Origin of the sequence: Marinimicrobium sp. LS-A18, from assembly GCF_000463525.1 — a bacterium.
Classification (GTDB): Bacteria; Pseudomonadota; Gammaproteobacteria; order Pseudomonadales; family Cellvibrionaceae; genus Marinimicrobium; species Marinimicrobium koreense.
Genome location: NZ_AWEP01000002.1, coordinates 1 through 15,379 on the forward strand (window position 1 = coordinate 1; position 15,379 = coordinate 15,379).

At 61.1% G+C, this 15,379-nt stretch carries 11 protein-coding genes; 7 read left to right on the forward strand and 4 right to left on the reverse strand.

Translation table 11 applies throughout. The features are described from left to right. On the reverse strand, positions 1-669 hold a 669-nt coding region (locus tag N645_RS0100025), incomplete at its 3' end, for a diguanylate cyclase domain-containing protein (protein ID WP_024459460.1). A 229-nt stretch (positions 670-898) separates the two neighbouring features. Between N645_RS0100025 and N645_RS0100030 the strand changes: the two genes are divergently transcribed. From N645_RS0100030 to N645_RS0100040, 3 genes are read left to right on the forward strand one after another with little or no spacing between them, the layout of a single operon-like run. Beyond that, complete coding sequence (locus N645_RS0100030) at positions 899-2,050, forward strand: 1-acyl-sn-glycerol-3-phosphate acyltransferase (RefSeq protein ID WP_024459461.1); 1,152 nt, start codon at positions 899-901, stop codon at positions 2,048-2,050. A 2-nt stretch (positions 2,051-2,052) separates the two neighbouring features. Next, positions 2,053-4,176, forward strand: coding sequence for an ATP-dependent DNA helicase DinG (dinG, locus tag N645_RS0100035; protein ID WP_024459462.1), 2,124 nt, complete (start codon positions 2,053-2,055; stop codon positions 4,174-4,176). After that, a complete protein-coding gene (locus N645_RS0100040) occupies positions 4,173-4,502 on the forward strand; it encodes a YqcC family protein (RefSeq protein ID WP_024459463.1) in 330 nt (109 codons plus the stop codon). The genes dinG and N645_RS0100040 overlap by 4 nt, the downstream gene beginning before the upstream one ends. On the opposite strand, the gene argS is transcribed toward N645_RS0100040, so the two are convergent. Next, on the reverse strand, positions 4,486-6,225 hold the full coding sequence (gene argS, locus N645_RS0100045) for an arginine--tRNA ligase (protein ID WP_024459464.1): 1,740 nt from the start codon (positions 6,223-6,225) through the stop codon (positions 4,486-4,488). The two genes, N645_RS0100040 and argS, sit on opposite strands and share 17 nt — an antisense overlap. 124 nt (positions 6,226-6,349) lie before the next feature. On the opposite strand from argS, the gene N645_RS0100050 reads away from it, so the two are divergent. The 4 genes from N645_RS0100050 (at position 6,350) to N645_RS0100065 (ending at position 12,661) form a co-directional block, all read left to right on the forward strand. Beyond that, a complete protein-coding gene (locus N645_RS0100050) occupies positions 6,350-7,162 on the forward strand; it encodes an SDR family oxidoreductase (protein ID WP_024459465.1) in 813 nt (270 codons plus the stop codon). 318 nt (positions 7,163-7,480) lie between these two features. Next, on the forward strand, positions 7,481-11,122 hold the full coding sequence (locus tag N645_RS16385) for a glycosyl hydrolase (RefSeq protein WP_193744931.1): 3,642 nt from the start codon (positions 7,481-7,483) through the stop codon (positions 11,120-11,122). 125 nt (positions 11,123-11,247) lie between these two features. Then, positions 11,248-11,589: a 4a-hydroxytetrahydrobiopterin dehydratase gene (locus tag N645_RS0100060; RefSeq protein WP_024459467.1), complete on the forward strand. Its 342-nt coding sequence runs from the start codon at positions 11,248-11,250 to the stop codon at positions 11,587-11,589. A gap of 202 nt (positions 11,590-11,791) precedes the next feature. Next, positions 11,792-12,661 carry a hypothetical protein gene (locus N645_RS0100065; RefSeq protein ID WP_036159658.1) on the forward strand — a complete coding sequence of 290 codons (870 nt, stop codon included), beginning with the start codon at positions 11,792-11,794 and terminating at the stop codon, positions 12,659-12,661. A gap of 75 nt (positions 12,662-12,736) precedes the next feature. On the opposite strand, the gene N645_RS17295 is transcribed toward N645_RS0100065, so the two are convergent. Beyond that, complete coding sequence (locus N645_RS17295; protein ID WP_369755111.1) at positions 12,737-14,191, reverse strand: glycoside hydrolase family 9 protein; 1,455 nt, start codon at positions 14,189-14,191, stop codon at positions 12,737-12,739. A 3-nt stretch (positions 14,192-14,194) separates the two neighbouring features. Beyond that, positions 14,195-15,313 carry a hypothetical protein gene (locus N645_RS17300; protein ID WP_051174191.1) on the reverse strand — a complete coding sequence of 373 codons (1,119 nt, stop codon included), beginning with the start codon at positions 15,311-15,313 and terminating at the stop codon, positions 14,195-14,197. Positions 15,314-15,379 lie beyond the last annotated feature (66 nt).

Sequence of the window (15,379 nt, forward strand, 5' to 3'; positions counted from 1 at the left end):
GATGAATTCCTCACCCCCGTAGCGGCCCAGCAAATCGGAGGGGCGCTGCAGACAACCTTTTATCGCTTGCGTGATCTGCTTGAGACAGCGGTCGCCCGCCGGGTGGCCGTAGTGATCGTTGTAGGGCTTGAAGTGGTCGACATCGATCATCAGCACACTGGTGGGTGTCTGATGGCGAACCGCGAGCCGCCAGTGTTGGTTGGCCTGATCGTTGAACGTGCGGCGATTGAGAATCTGGGTAAGACTGTCGAGTTGGCTGAGGGCTTCCAACTCCGCATTCAACTGGTTGAGCTGGTCGCGCATCTCGGCAATCCGGGCCATGGCCCGGATTTTGGCCTTGATGATCACGGGGCTGACCGGTTTGATCAGATAGTCGTCGCCACCGGCCTCGATCCCTTCGCGATAGCTTTCGTCCTCGTTCTTCCCGGTCACGAAGATGATCGGCACCCAGTGTCCGCCGAGCCACTCCCGGATCAGGCGCGTGGTTTCAAAGCCATTCAGCCCTGGCATTTCCACGTCCATAATGATCAGGTCGACGGGGGTGTCTTCCAGCAACTGCAGCGCCTCTTCTCCGCTGCGGGCAATGAGTGGCGTGTGGCCCGCCTCGCTGATGTACTGGGACATGGCGTGGCGCAAGGTGGCGCTGTCTTCGACCAGCAAAATCTTCATGAGCTGACGATTATCTCACTTGTTATTGTTGAATGGACTTTTATGATCCTCTGTCCCGGGAATAAGTTTACGGGTTTACGGCTTCAGGGTCGATCGCCTTCGGCGGAAATTTCGACCTGGATCACGGCCCGGAACTGGCTTTTTCGCGGGGTTTTCGGTATGTTGTGCGACCATTTTCCCCGTAGCCGTTCCGGCCCTGATTCAACCTGACTCCTACAGACTGCCTGTGATGACCGAGTTCGACGATATTCGTCCCTATGATGATCATGAAGTTCGCCCCACCCTGGAGCGATTGCTGACCAACCCTGAATTGGCAGACGCCGTAGCGCGTCTCAAGTTCCCTCGGGCTGCCGGTCCCCTGGGCTGGTTGTTGCGCCCGTTGGTGCAGAAAGCCATGCGCCGGCAGATGCGCGGTGTGGACACCGTTCTGGGCTTTCAGGAGGTGGTCAAGGGCTACATGCAGCGGATGATTGCCGATACCACCACCGAGCTCACCACCTCGGGGCTGGACCGGCTGGACCCGAACGGCGCCTATCTGTTCGTCAGCAATCATCGGGACATCGCCATGGACCCGGCGTTTGTGAATTGGACCCTGTACCACGGCGGCTTCAATACCCTGCGCATCGCCATTGGTGACAACCTGCTCACCAAGGACTACGTGTCGGATCTGATGCGGCTCAACAAGAGTTTCATTGTGAACCGCTCGGCGCGCGCACCGCGGGAGAAGCTCAAGGCTGCGAAGAAACTGTCCGCCTACATTCATCACTCAATTGCCGAAGATCACGCCAATATCTGGATCGCCCAGCGCGAGGGGCGGGCCAAAGACGGCAAGGACAAGACCAACTCGGCGGTCGTGGGCATGTTCAGCCTAAGTCGACCCAAGAGCCAGCCCTTTGCCGAATACGTTCGCGAACTGAAAATCGTCCCGGTCTCCATCTCCTACGAGTGGGATCCCTGTGATGCGGCCAAGGCCCGTGAGCTGCATCAGCAGCGCACCAGTGGTGGTTACCAGAAGGCCGAGCACGAAGACGTGAAAAGCATTGCCATGGGCATTGCCGGCCAGAAAGGGCATGTGCATGTCGCCTTTGGGGATGTGCTCGACGGAGACTACGAGGATACCGACGCGGTGGTGGCGGAAATCGACCGGCAGATTCTGGACAACTACGTGCTCCATGCGACCAACTGTCTGGCCTGGGAGCGCCTGAATGGCGACCTGCCGGACATGGCGCACGGGTATCCGCCCAAAACCTTCACCCCGGAGGACCTGGGAGAAGTGCGTCAGCGGTTTGAGTTGCACCTGGCCAACATCCCGGCGGATCACCGCGCGCTGGTGCTGGACATGTACGCCAATCCGGTCGCGGCCAAGCTCGACCGGCGCTGAGTATGCTCACCGACGCGGTCAAACAACAGATTCAGACGGCCTACCGCCAGTTCCTCCAGAACCGGGAGCTGAACGCGCGCTACGGTCAGAAACTGATGATCGCCGAAATTGCCCGCACCCTCGGTGGTATTGAGCTGAATGACGAGGGCGAGCGCGAAAGCCGGGGGCATGTCTGTGTGATCGAAGCCGGCACCGGCACCGGAAAGACGGTGGGCTACCTGTTGCCGGCATTGATCATCGCCAAGGCGCTGGGCAAAAAACTCGTGGTGTCTACCGCAACGGTGGCGCTACAGGAGCAGGTCGTGAACAAAGACCTGCCGGAGCTCAAGCGTCACAGTGAGCTGTCGTTCAGCTTCACCCTGGCCAAGGGGCGCGGGCGCTATGTGTGCCTGAGCAAGCTCGATAATCTCCTCAGCACCATCCACGAAGGCCTGGACCCGACCCGTCCGCTGTATGAAGACGAGCTGCCCGCCGTGGATGAGCGGGCGGTCAAAATCTATGACTCCATGGTCGATGCCCTGGCGCAAAACCGCTGGGACGGCGAGCGCGACAGCTGGCCCGACGGTATCGAGCAGGAGGATTGGCAACGGGTGACCACCGACCACCGCCAGTGTACCGGCCGTCGCTGCTCGAACGTGTCGGTGTGCAGTTTTTTCCGGGCCCGGGAGGCGCTGCACACCGCCGACTGTATCGTCACCAATCACGATCTGGTACTGGCCGATCTGGCGCTCGGCGGCGGGGCCATTCTGCCCAGCCCCGAAGACAGCATTTACGTGTTTGACGAAGGCCACCAATTGCCCACCAAGGCGCTGAATCACTTTGCCCATCACAGCCGTGTGGTCAGCACCGTGCGCTGGCTGGATCAGTGCAACAAGGCGCTGGGAACCATGCTGGGCCACATCAGTGGCGCGGGCAATGTCGACCGTTTTGCCGAACAATTGCCGGCGGCCCTGATGGACTGCAAGCAGCGGCTGGAGCAACTGCATCCAGCCCTGGACGCGCTGGCGCAGGAAGTGGCCCTGGACGACCGACAGAGTCACTATCGATTCCCCGGGGGGCAGTTGCCGGAGTCGCTGGTGTTGCCCTCGGTCGAGCTGCACCGGGGCTTTGACCGGCTGTCGGACCTGCTCGATAAAATGGTCGCGGAAGTCAGTGAAGCCATGGAGGATGCCCACTGCCCGGTGCCCAAAGTGGACCTCGAACAGCACTATCCGGCGCTCGGGGCCTGGCAGGCCCGGGCAGAGGCCAACCGGGAGCTCTGGTTCAGCTACGCCACTCCGGACGACAAAGACGAGGTGCCGCGGGCGCGCTGGTTGACCCCCGTGGATGCGGGAGCCGGCATTGATATTGAGGTCTGTTCCAGTCCCATTCTGGCCGCGGGCACCCTGGCAAAAAGCCTGTGGTACCGCTGCTGCGGCGCGGTGGTCACCTCGGCGACACTGGCGGCTCTGGGGCGCTTTGACCGGTTCCAGATGCGCGCCGGTACCCCCAAGGATAGCCAGTACGCTCAGATGCCCAGCCCGTTTGATTTCTCCCAGGCGAGCCTGGAAGTGCCGGCCTGGGCGGTGGAAGCGGGTGACGCCCTACGGCACACCGAATCCCTGGTCACGGGGCTACCCGATCTGCTCAACCCGGGTGAGGGCAGTCTGGTCCTGTTTTCCTCCCGTCGACAGATGCTCGATGTGTACGACCAGTTGCCTGATGAGTGGCGCGAGCGCATTCTGGTTCAGGGTGACAAGTCCAAGCAGGCCATGCTCGATACCCACCGGGAGCGGATTGACGCGGGGCAGGGCAGTGTACTGTTTGGTCTGGCGAGCTTTGCCGAGGGGGTGGACCTGCCGGGCGATTACTGCCGGCACGTGGTGATTGCCAAACTGCCCTTTTCCGTGCCGGATGATCCCATCGAAGCGGCGCTGGCCGAATGGGTGGAGGCCCGGGGCGGCAATGCCTTTATGGAGATCACCGTCCCGGACGCCTCGCTGCGCCTGATTCAGGCCTGTGGGCGCCTGCTGCGCAATGAGAGCGACAGCGGCACGATTACGCTGCTGGACCGGCGCGTGGTCACCAAGCGCTATGGCAAGGCGCTGCTCAATTCATTACCGCCTTTCAAGCGAGTGATTGCATGACCGATATTCACAGAGAGTTGGCCGAAACCCTGTTTGAGCTTGAGCGCGAGTTGCGCGCGCTCGCCCTGTGGGATGAGACGCCGCCAAACCCCGAAGCCCTGGCCAGCACCCAGCCGTTTGCGGTGGATACGCTGGAGCTGTACCAGTGGCTGCAGTTCGTGTTCATTCCCAGGCTGTATCGGCTGGTGGAGCACCGGATGGGGCTGCCGGAGAGCTGTTCGGTCTCGCCCATGGCGGAAGAGTATTTCCGGCCCCGCCCGGAGAGCGGCGAGGCGGTGATTGCGGTGTTGGAGCGGATCGATATCCTGGTTACATCTGCTCCATAACCTCAATACCCAGCAGCTCCAGCCCCTGAGCCAGCGTGCGTGACACCAGATCACACAGGCGCAGGCGGCTGGCGCGCAACTCGGCGGGAACCCCGTCTTTCTGCACCGGACAGGCTTCGTAGAAGCGCATATACAGGCTGGCGAGGTCGTACAGGTAGGTGCACAGCAGGTGCGGCATGGCATCCCGCGCCACCTGATCCAACGCCTCGCTGAACTGCAGCAGCTTGATGGCCAGCGCCCGCTCCTCGGCTTCCACCAGTTGAATCGCCTCGGACAGACTGTCCGGTTGGACGCCCGCGCGCCGGAAAATGCTGCGCACTCGGGTATAGGCGTATTGCAGGTAAGGGGCGGTGTTGCCGTCAAAGCTGAGCATCGCGTCCCAGTTGAAGACGTAATCGTTGGTGCGGGTTTTACTCAGGTCCGCATACTTGACCGCACCAATGCCCACTTTGCGGCCGATCTCGGTCATGGCCTCCGGGCTCAATTCGCTGTTTTTCTCCCGAACCAGTGCGGCGGCCCGTTCGGCGGCCTCATCCAGCAATTCGGCGAGTTTGACGGTGCCCCCGCTGCGGGTTTTGAACGGTTTGCCGTCCGAGCCCATCATGGTGCCGAAGGCGTGATGCTCCAGGCTGACGTTCTCGCCGACGAAACCGGCTTTGCGGGCGACGGTGAACACCTGCTGCATATGCAGGGACTGACGGGCATCGATAAAGTACATCAAGCGGTTGGCGCCGAGCTCGCCAGCGCGAAAGCGCAGGGCCGCCAGGTCGGTGGTGGCGTAGAGATAGCCACCGCCCTGTTTCTGAATGATCACCGGTGAGGGGTTGCCGTCTTTATCCGCCAGCTCCTCCAGGAACACCACTTTGGCGCCCTGATCCTCCACCGCGAGGCCTTTCTCTTCCAGTTCAGCCACCAGCGGGGCCAGATCGTCGTTGTAGAAACTCTCGCCGCGCACATCCTCCGGGCGGAGGGTGACGTTCAGCTTTTCGTAGATCTCCTGGCTGTGATCCAGGGAGACCGAGCGGAACTGCTCCCACAGCGCCAGCACATCGCTATTCCCGGATTGCAGCTTGACCACATAGTCCCGGGCCTTGTCGGCGAACGCCGGGTCTTCGTCGAAGTGCCGTTTGGCCTGCTGGTAGAACACTTCCAGGTCGCTCAGGGCCATGGTGGCCTCGCGATTCTCCGCCAGTTGCTCTTCAAGTTCGGCGATCAACATGCCGAACTGGGTGCCCCAGTCGCCGACGTGGTTCTGGCGGATGACCTGGTGGCCCTGAAAGCTCAACAGGCGGGCCAGAGCGTCCCCAATGATGGTGGAGCGCAGGTGGCCTACGTGCATTTCCTTGGCCAAGTTCGGGGAGGAGTAATCCACCACCGCCGTCTGTGGCTCGGCCACGGGGGCAATGCCCAGGCGGGTATTATCGGCCGCCTTGCCCAACTGCTGGCTCAACCACTCCGGTGCCAGGTGAATATTGATGAACCCGGGGCCGGCAATCTCGACCTTCTCCGCAATACCGTCCAGCTCCAGGTGGCGCATGATCTCACCTGCGAGCTCCCGAGGGTTGGTCTTCATGGCCTTGGCCGCGCCCATCGCGCCATTGGCCTGGTAGTCACCAAAGCCGGGCTTTTTGCTCGGAGAGACCATCGGGGGGTGCTGGAAGGGGATATGAGCAGACAGCATGGCCTGCTGGACCTTGTGGTTCAGTAAATCGCGAATATTCATAGTCACTATGTGTGGTTTGGGCGAACGCGGGATTGTAACCGGCCAGCTCGGCGTGTGTCATCTATTGCTGCTACTATTCAGGCATAAATTGGCGGTCAGAGTGCAAACCGGAGGAAGACACCCGATGACTGAGCGACTGAACGGTCAGAATGGCCAGGCACCGACGGTCCTGGTGGTGGGCGGAACCAGTGGGATCAATCGCGGCATCGCCGAGGGTTTTGCTCGCGATGGGGCTCGAGTCGCCGTGGTCAGCCGTTCCGAGGACAAGGTGCGCGCCACCCTGGGGGCGCTGCGAGCACTGGGCGCCGAGGCCGAGGGGTTCACGGCGGATGTCCGTGCCCCTGAAGCCCTGCAGCAGGGGGTGGCCGGGCTCTGCGACCGGTGGGGGCCTCTGGATGTGGTGGTCTCCGGTGCGGCGGGCAACTTCCCGGCGCTGGCCTCGGGTATGTCGGCCAATGCCTTTCGCTCGGTGGTGGAGATTGATCTTCTGGGCAGCTTTCATGTACTTCAGGCGGTCTACCCCCACCTGCGCCGTCCCTCATCGGTTATTCAGATCTCAGCCCCCCAGGCGGTTCTGCCCATGGTGGGGCAGTCCCACGTCTGTGCGGCCAAAGCGGGGGTGGATATGTTGACCCGAACCCTGGCCCAGGAGTGGGGGGCGGAAGGAATCCGAGTAAATTCGGTGCTCCCCGGCCCGATTGCGCACACCGAAGGCATGAAGCGTCTCGCCCCCTCACCGGCACTACAGGAACAGGTTACCGCATCGGTACCACTGAAACGGCTCGGACAGGCGGAGGACATTTATCGGGCCTGCCGGTTTTTGGCCTCCGCGGATGCCGACTTCATTACCGGCGCGGTGTTGCCGGTCGATGGCGGTTGGTCGCTGTCGGGCGCCTCGCGGGTGGGCGATGCCCTGGCGGAAGCGCTCAAGCGCTGACCCACAACCCGCTCTTCGGAGTGTCATGTTCGAGCGGGAGTGTCAACGCCTGCCCAGCGGGCCGGTGGTTGTTGGCACGGGCTCCCGAGGCGTCTCACAATCTCCTGAAACCCCTTGTCTTCTCAGCGCATCGCGCGCTGCCTGTTTTGACACGCCCCACCTTTTCTGACCATCGTTAAACTGGGACGAACACTCGCGACCATTCTGCCAGAGTACCTCCTCAGGCGGCCAGGGCCACGCCCTGAAGCTTCAACCAAGGGATGACGTTGCCGCCGGACAATAAACCGAATAATGACAGCAATGAGTGAGGTCACCGCTATGAATAGGCGCCTTTTGGGATTCGGCATTCTGTTTTTTGCCACATCAGTTACCGCGCAGAACTATCCACCACCGAGCACCACGCCCACCGAAAGTGCGGTCAGTGTCGGGGCAGGCAGCTATCTCAGCGAATGGGATAGTCGAGTCGATGCCGCGATCCCGGACAACCGGGATGTGCAGCAGACGCAGCACATTACCTCCAACCTTGAGGGGCAACCGATCCCGACCAACGACTGGTGGAGCTCTCTGGTGTGGGCGGGGGTGAACGAGCCCTGGTTGGATTGGGGGACGCGTGGTAGCCACAACGTCAGTTATGCCCATCCGTTCGCACTGAAAGCGCAACGCAATGGGATGCGGCTCTATGCTCCGAACAAGAGTGATTACTGGACGGCGGATTATGCCTTCGTCGGAGCCATGCCAAACCCGGTGGAAGAGTGGGTGGACGGTACGCCCACCCCGCTGTTTGATACGGTCTACTTCAAAGACCTGGATTTCGTTCTGGGCAACAGTGCCGCCGATGACAACCTGAATGCGAAGGTTCACGATTTCAGCGATTGGTTTGTGACGACCCGAATGGAGGCACCAGGCGCGTCCATGGACCTGACTTTCGGGCATGGGTCACCCTATGTGTTTGCCCACTACGCAACCGGGAATCCGACGCTGGAGTTTTCCACCGACAGTACCGCCCCCGATGCGGCCGTCGCGCAGGTCTGGGCGGGCTCGGAGAACACACCGGTGTTGGGGTTCACCGTGGAGGGGCGTCACTACGCGGCTTTTGCGCCGGAAGGGACCACCTGGGAAGGGTTGGGCACGGCCACCATTACCGCCAACTTACCCCAGACAGATCGTTACTTCAGTGTCGCGGCCTTGCCGGATCCAGACGCCCTGGCACTGTTTGAGCGGTACGCCTACAACCACGTGACGCACTCGGAGGTCAGTTGGGACTACCGGCAGAATGAAAGCGCCGTGGTCACCACCTATCAGGTCGAAACGGAAAACCATGTCGAAAGCGAGGCGCCTGGCACGTTGTTCGGATTGTATCCGCACCAGTGGCGCAAATTGGCCGACGGTGTGACCTTTACCGGGGACGCCTATTACACGCCGCGCGGTGATATGAAGCTGGCCGAGGGCGATGGCTTTACCACCCGGGCGCGGTTCCAGGGGGTTATTCCGGAGCTGCCAAGGCTCGAGAGTGAGGCTGATCTGGAACGGCTGTCGGGGCTGGTTGAATCCGCGCGTCGAGAGACGTTCACCCACCGCGATACCTATTACACCGGGAAGCGGCTCGGCAAGCTGGCTACCCTGGTGCCGCTGGCTCGACAGTCCGGTAACACCGACGCCGGGGAGCAGTTTCTCGATGAGCTCAAGTGGCGTCTGGAAGGCTGGTTGAAGGCGGATGTGATTGATGATCTGGAACCCTCGCCGTTTGCCAAAAACCTGTTTTATTACAATGACCACTGGGGAACGATGTTGGGTATCGATGCCAGCTTTGGCAGCATCGACCAGCTTAACGACCATCATTTTCATTACGGCTATTTTGTGCGAGCGGCGGCCGAGATTGCCCGCGTTGAACCCGAGTGGGCTTCGCCGGCGCAGTTTGGTGGCATGATTGAATTGCTGATTCGGGATTACGCCAATTGGGAACGACCGGGACAATCCTCGACGCCGGAGGGGGCGATGTTTCCCTTTCTCCGCAACTTCGATATCTATGCGGGCCACTCCTGGGCGTCCGGGCACTCGCGCTTCGGTGCGGGGAATAACAACGAGTCCTCCTCCGAGGCGATGAACGCCTGGACGGCCATGATTCTCTGGGGTGAGTTGACCGGCAACACCGCCATGCGGGATGCGGGCATTTATCTGTACACCACGGAAAAAACCGCCATTCAGGAATACTGGAACGACGTGTATGAAGAAAACCTGCACGAGGATTTTACCAAGCCCATGGCGTCACTCATCTGGGGCGGTAAAACCGATTATGCCACCTGGTTCAGTGCCCGCCCCGAGGCCATGCACGGCATCATCTTGCTGCCGATTCAGTCCGGCTCGCTCTATCTTGGGGAATACCCCGACAACGTAAAGGCGAATTACGAGTTCCTGGAAAACAGTGTGGACCAGTTTGTCCAGTGGGATGCCATTTTCTATGCCTTTCAGGCCGCGTACGACCCCGATGGGGCGCTGGCCAACTTCAACGCAAACGAGGGCCTTATGGCGTCATCGGTCAGTGGCCCCGCGGCGCGCACCGAAGTGGGCAACTCCTTGGCCAACACCTTTTCCTGGATCAAAACGTTTGACCAGTATGGCCGTATCGACCGGGGCGTGTATTCAACCAACCATCCCACCGTCGCGGTGTTCAATGATGGCGATCTCAGAACCTATGTGGTCTATAACGCGGATCTGAGCAATGCCAAGGACGTTACGTTTAATGATGGTGCTGTGGTGCCGGTAGGGCCCGGTGAATTGGTTGTGCAGCAGGCCGTGATACCGGACTCCAATGTGCCAGAGGCGCCCGAGCTCAACCGTGTTGCCGCTGAGAACTCGGCGTTGCGGGTGAATTTTTCACCGGTCGATGGCGCGACTGAATATCAGGTGGCTTACGGTGAAGTGGGGCAGCCGCACACGGCGATCATGGCGGCGGGCGATGCGACCGATTACGCCTTGACCAACCTGCAAAACGGAACCGAATACTACATTCAGATCAGAGCGACCAATCACTTTGGTGACGGTGCCTGGTCCGAAGCGCAGTATGCCACTCCGGGCTCCGGGGGTTCTGGTAGCAGCCAGTCGTCTTCCAGTTCTGACAGCTCATCCAGTGATTCCAGTTCGTCTAGTAGCCACTCTCAGAGCAGCTCCTCGTCCAGTCACTCCCAAAGCTCGTCGAGCAGCACGTCGTCCTCGGCCAGTTCCTCCGACGCCAGTAGCTCGACGCCACCAATGCCCGAGACTGGCGAGATCCAGATTACCTCCCTGAGCGACGGAGCGGTGCGGTTCAGCCTGCGCCTGGATGAAGAGAAAAATCAGGTTCATCTGTTTACCCGCCGTAACGGTCTTCAGGATTATGTGGTGATCGATCTGCACGCCCAGGCTGGCGGCGTAGCGGATAACGGTGATGGCACTTTCACTTATTCAGCGATTCGCGACGGCGCCTATTCGATCGGTGATCAGGTGGAGGCCCGGTTCTACACCTATACGCCCGACAGTGGCCAGGTGTTTTATCCCGGGCCGACGGACAATGTCTGGGCGTTGGCCAGCTACGAGCCGGGCGCTGCTTCATCCAGCAGCTCGTCAAGCAGTGCGTCGGATGTCTCATCATCGAGCAGCCCCTCATCGTCCTCCAGCTCGTCGTCGGTGGCCTACTCGGACGAAGCGGTCCTGCCCAACGGGGCGCCTGTCGAGTACACCACAAGTGCCCGGTATGAAGGCGGCGATGTGATCATTACCTTCACGACCGAGGAAGCGTTGAATTGGGCCTGGTGCTTTACGCCGGGCTGGAATGAGATGACCGCTGTGGACGATGGCCATTACGAGGTCCGTATCCCCGATCAACCCCCCGGAACGACGCTGACCTACTACTTTACCGTCAGCACTGCGACTCGCGGCGAGGGCAATAACAACAATGAGCCCCACCGCTTTGTGATTGAGTGATGGGGCGGGCGGGACTGCGTCCGGTCCTGGTCAGGGAGGGTGTTTGACGGTCCCGCCGGCGGTGCGCTACTGTCTTGACAGGTGGTGGCCACCGCCCACGCATTTCTGACCTTTAAGGAGGCGCTATGAGCACGTTAGCCAACCAGACCTGTGAGGCCTGCCGGGCCGATGCCCCCCGGTTATCCGACGCGCAGATTGCGGAGTTACAACCTGAGGCGCCAGAGTGGGAGTCGCTTGAAGTGGATGGCGAAAAACGCCTCAGGCGAATGTTCAAATTCAAGAACTTTGCCGAGGCCCTGGCGTTTACCCAGCGCGTCGGTGACCTGGCGGAAGAGGCCGATCACCACCCGGCGCTGTTGACCGAGTGGGGTAAGGTGACCGTTGACTGGTGGACCCACAAGATCGGTGGTCTGCACCGCAATGACTTCATCATGGCGGCCAAGACAGATCGGGTCTATTCATCTTAGAGGATGCTCTTAGCGGGTCCTCTTAACGGGGCGTTGCCTCACTCCCGGAGGGCCGATGATCTGAAATACCCTTCGCGCTGACTCCCTCAGTCCTGCCTTGCACCCTGGTGGTGCACGGCACGGCCTTCATGTTGTAATATGTGCCAGGTTGCCGGTCCCTGAGGCCGGTCTGTTTCATCATGGAGACCTTTGGAGGTCGGCTATGTGGCGAGTTATGGTTCCTGTAATCGGAGTCCTGGCGCTGTGGGCGGGCCTGGTGGCACCGTTGCAGGCTCGGGAGGTGCTGCATATGGTTTCCCGGGGCGATCACAACGCCCATTATACCGAAACCATGATCCGCCTGGCCCTGGACAAAGCCGGCTATGCCTATACCCTGGAAATCCACCCTGGCAACCTGACCGCCGCCCGGCAACAGCGGGATACCCGGGAAGGGCGCATCGACATCATGTGGTCGGCGACCTCCCGTGAGCTGGAAGAAACCTTGCTGCCGGTGCGTATTCCACTTTACAAGGGACTGATCGGGCACCGGATATTCATCACTCACCCTGAGCATATCGAACAGCTGAAAGCGGTGGAAAGCCTCGAGCAGTTGCGAGCCTTCAGTTACGGGCAGGGAGTGGGCTGGCCGGATTCCCGGATTCTGAAAGACAATGGGTTCGATGTGCGCGAGGAAAGCTTTGATCGGCTGATAAAAATGGTGCACGCCAAACGCTTTCAGCTATTCCCTCGTGGAGTGCACGAGCCGTGGAGTGAGGTGAGCAACCGGCCGGAACTCGAGCTGAGCATCGACGCGCACATTATGCTGGTCTACCCCATGCCGTTTTACCTGTTTGTTACCCCCGAGCACCCCGAGTTGGCCCAGGCGCTTGAACGGGGTTTGATGCGCGCCGTTGAAGATGGCAGTTTTGATCAACTGTTTCGAAGCAGTCCCATGGTGCAGTCGGTTATCAATCGGGCGGGGATTGCCCAGCGTAAGGTTTTCTACCTGGAGAACCGCGCGTTGACTGAGCAGACGCCGCTGAGTGACCCACGCCTGTGGTTGTCTCTGGAAGAGCTGGTGCCGTCGTCCTGATCGACGCTGCGGGCCGATACGGAAAACGCCGCGCAAGCGCGGCGTCCAGTGGTCGGCTTGAGACGCAGGGCCCGGTCAGTCGGTCGTCTCAGCGTTGAGCAGCCGGTCGGCGGCCAGCGCGAGGAACATGAAGTTGCTGGCTCCGCCACCCAGTACATACTCCGATTGTTGCCAGAGGTAGGGAAACTCCTTCAACTCGGGAAAGTCCGGCTGAATCAGGGCCGTCCCCACAATCACACCGCCAGGAATATAGCTGTAATCCATGCGGTTCAGACCGTAGGCGGCGCGCTTGGACTTGGCGCCCACCCCGGTGGCGTAGGACTGGGCATTGGCCCCGGGGTTGGTGCCCAGCACGTAGTGCAGAATGTTCAGCAGATACTCCTTACCGAACGCCTCGGGGAAAGCCTTGTGTAAAAAGTACTGGGCAACGCCTTCGTGCTGCAATGTCCAGCCCCGGCCCCACAGCTGCATTTCAAAATCCAGTCCGTAGGGCGTGGCGTTCATTTTCTGTTGCAGCTCCCGATCGTACTCGGCGGCGGCGTTGCGCATGGCGTCGGTCAGGGCCGGGTCGTCCAGCTCGTGAACCACCCGGGCCACGGCCCAGCCGATCTGGCGGAACTGATCCAGAATATGATCGCGCTGATTCAGCAGGAACGAGCGGTACTCGGCTTTCCCCGTGGTGCGGAACAACTCGACGGCGGCTCGGATCTGCTCGTTGCGCTCAGTGGTGCTCTCCACGGCCCGCTCAACCCGCCACAAAGCTTCGGCCGCCGCCAGAGTACGCTCGGCCAGGTCATCGTCATAGCCGCGCATGGGGCCGACACTGGCGGCAATGTTGGCGATGGCATCGAACTCCCGGGCGGGGTTTTCCTCGGTGAAGACCCACCGATCATCGGGTAGCCCCGAATGGGTAGCGGTGCGCTCCTGCCGGCCCAGCGTCTTGTCGTAGATCAGGTTGTCGGTCTGACCGGAGAAGTCGCCGCCCATGACGTATTGAGTAAGGGTGGGCACGATAATGCCCCGGTACAGCCGTCCGAGTACTTCGTAACCGCCCACGACGGTCAGCAGGCCGTGCTCGATCTGTTGCAGGATGTCGGGCCGTCCGTCGGGCTCGCGTAGTTCGGTCAGGCGCAGTTCCTGATCAATCAGTGTGTTGTCGTGCTGAATACCAAACTCGTCGTAGGCGGCACTGAGAATAAAGACCTCGCCGGATTGGGACTCGATGCGGAAATCTTCATCCCCCGCGTCATACCAGCCGCCGCGGGTCAGCCCCGGGACATGCTCGCCGGGGGCAAAGTCCGTCAGCGTGCTGCTGCCCTGGACATAGCCGTCAAAGTGGTTGATGTCCGTTGGCGCCATCAGGGCATCGTCCCGGTGGCTGTCGTCATGCCAGAGCTTGTACTTTTCCTTGACCCGCATATGGCCCATCTGCACCGGCAGGAAGTACTCCAGGGTGGGCTGCCAGACATTCTGGTCATAGACATTGCGGGCGATGCGGAACGGGTGGCTGCGGGTGTCGCCGAGCGCCAGCTGCTACAGCCCCTCCTCCTGTACCGAGGAAAAGTCGAACTGGTAGTAGCGGTAGCGCAGGAAGTCGCCCCACAGGGTGGGGGCCTGAGAGATGACTTCCTGAGCGCCACTGGCGTCCAGTTTCAGCAACCGCACGGGGTCACCCAGCGGCGCGTCCGGATCGGTTTCAATCACCGCCACTTTATTCTGCTCGGGGTGATAACCCACCATGGAGTGTTGGATGACCGGCTCGCGCGCCCAGCCATCCACCACGTTGGGGGTGATTCGCCAGGACACGGCATTGGTGGTGGCTCCCGCCTCGATCGGGCTGCGCAGCGTGAACCAACCGTTCTGGTGCTGGACCCGGCCATCGAGCAGTTGCAGCTCACCCTTGAGGCTCTCAATCTGCAGGCGCATCGGGTCGGACTCCGGCGCTACGGTCAGCGTTTGGCCGCTCGCCAGGGGGGCGGGCTGGGCGCGGTGGTGCGCCAGTGGGGCCAGGCCGGCCCGCTCACCGTCGGAGACAATTTTCGGTGTGGGCGTCGAGTCGTCCGGAACGGTCACCCCGTAGGGTTGGCGCGGGAAAATGCCCGTGGCGTCGTCCATGATCCAGCTCTTGCCAAACAGGTCGGCGGGGTAGAGCTCCAACTGAAAGCCCACCTTTCCGGCCCACTCCTCGGGAAGCGGCGACTTGAGATCAACCTGAACCAGAAGGTCGTCCCCCTCGGCGCGAACCCGCAGGTCGTACTCCAACTCCAGGTCCGGGTAGTCGAGCGGATTGAACCCGGTGCGATGCTGGCGCTCGTCGGGGTACTTCAGCGTCGCCACGATTTCGCCTTTTTCCCGGTCCACCGTGCGACTCAGCAGGCGGGGCACCGGGGACCATTGCCCCGGGGTCAGCTCCAGGCGCAGGTCGCCATTGGATGCCAGGCGGTTGTCGTGACTGACCAAAATCAGTCCGCTCTGCCGGCTCTCGGGCGAGGTGTCCTGGAACACCATAAGGCCGACGCCCTGTTGCTCGAAGTAACCCTGGTCGTTGAGGGCGAAGCCGCTCTGGGAGGGTGCCGGGGTGTCTGAGGAATTGCCGCAGCCGCTGAGCGCTGTGCTCAGGGCCAGACCGAATAGAATCTGCCGGGTATGCATGGGACTGGGTCTCCGGTTATTGGAATTATGAGTGCTAGTGGTCCATGCGAACATAAGGCAGCTTTG

Bases quoted from the DNA above. Each gene is read 5' to 3' on its own strand.
- N645_RS0100060 (WP_024459467.1), top strand. From the start codon at position 11,248: ATGAGCACGTTAGCCAACCAGACCTGTGAGGCCTGCCGGGCCGATGCC.
- dinG (WP_024459462.1), top strand. From the start codon at position 2,053: ATGCTCACCGACGCGGTCAAACAACAGATTCAGACGGCCTACCGCCAG.
- N645_RS0100065 (WP_036159658.1), top strand. From the start codon at position 11,792: ATGTGGCGAGTTATGGTTCCTGTAATCGGAGTCCTGGCGCTGTGGGCG.
- N645_RS0100050 (WP_024459465.1), top strand. From the start codon at position 6,350: ATGACTGAGCGACTGAACGGTCAGAATGGCCAGGCACCGACGGTCCTG.
- N645_RS0100040 (WP_024459463.1), top strand. From the start codon at position 4,173: ATGACCGATATTCACAGAGAGTTGGCCGAAACCCTGTTTGAGCTTGAG.
- argS (WP_024459464.1), bottom strand. From the start codon at position 6,225: ATGAATATTCGCGATTTACTGAACCACAAGGTCCAGCAGGCCATGCTG.
- N645_RS17300 (WP_051174191.1), bottom strand. From the start codon at position 15,313: ATGCATACCCGGCAGATTCTATTCGGTCTGGCCCTGAGCACAGCGCTC.
- N645_RS16385 (WP_193744931.1), top strand. From the start codon at position 7,481: ATGAATAGGCGCCTTTTGGGATTCGGCATTCTGTTTTTTGCCACATCA.
- N645_RS0100030 (WP_024459461.1), top strand. From the start codon at position 899: ATGACCGAGTTCGACGATATTCGTCCCTATGATGATCATGAAGTTCGC.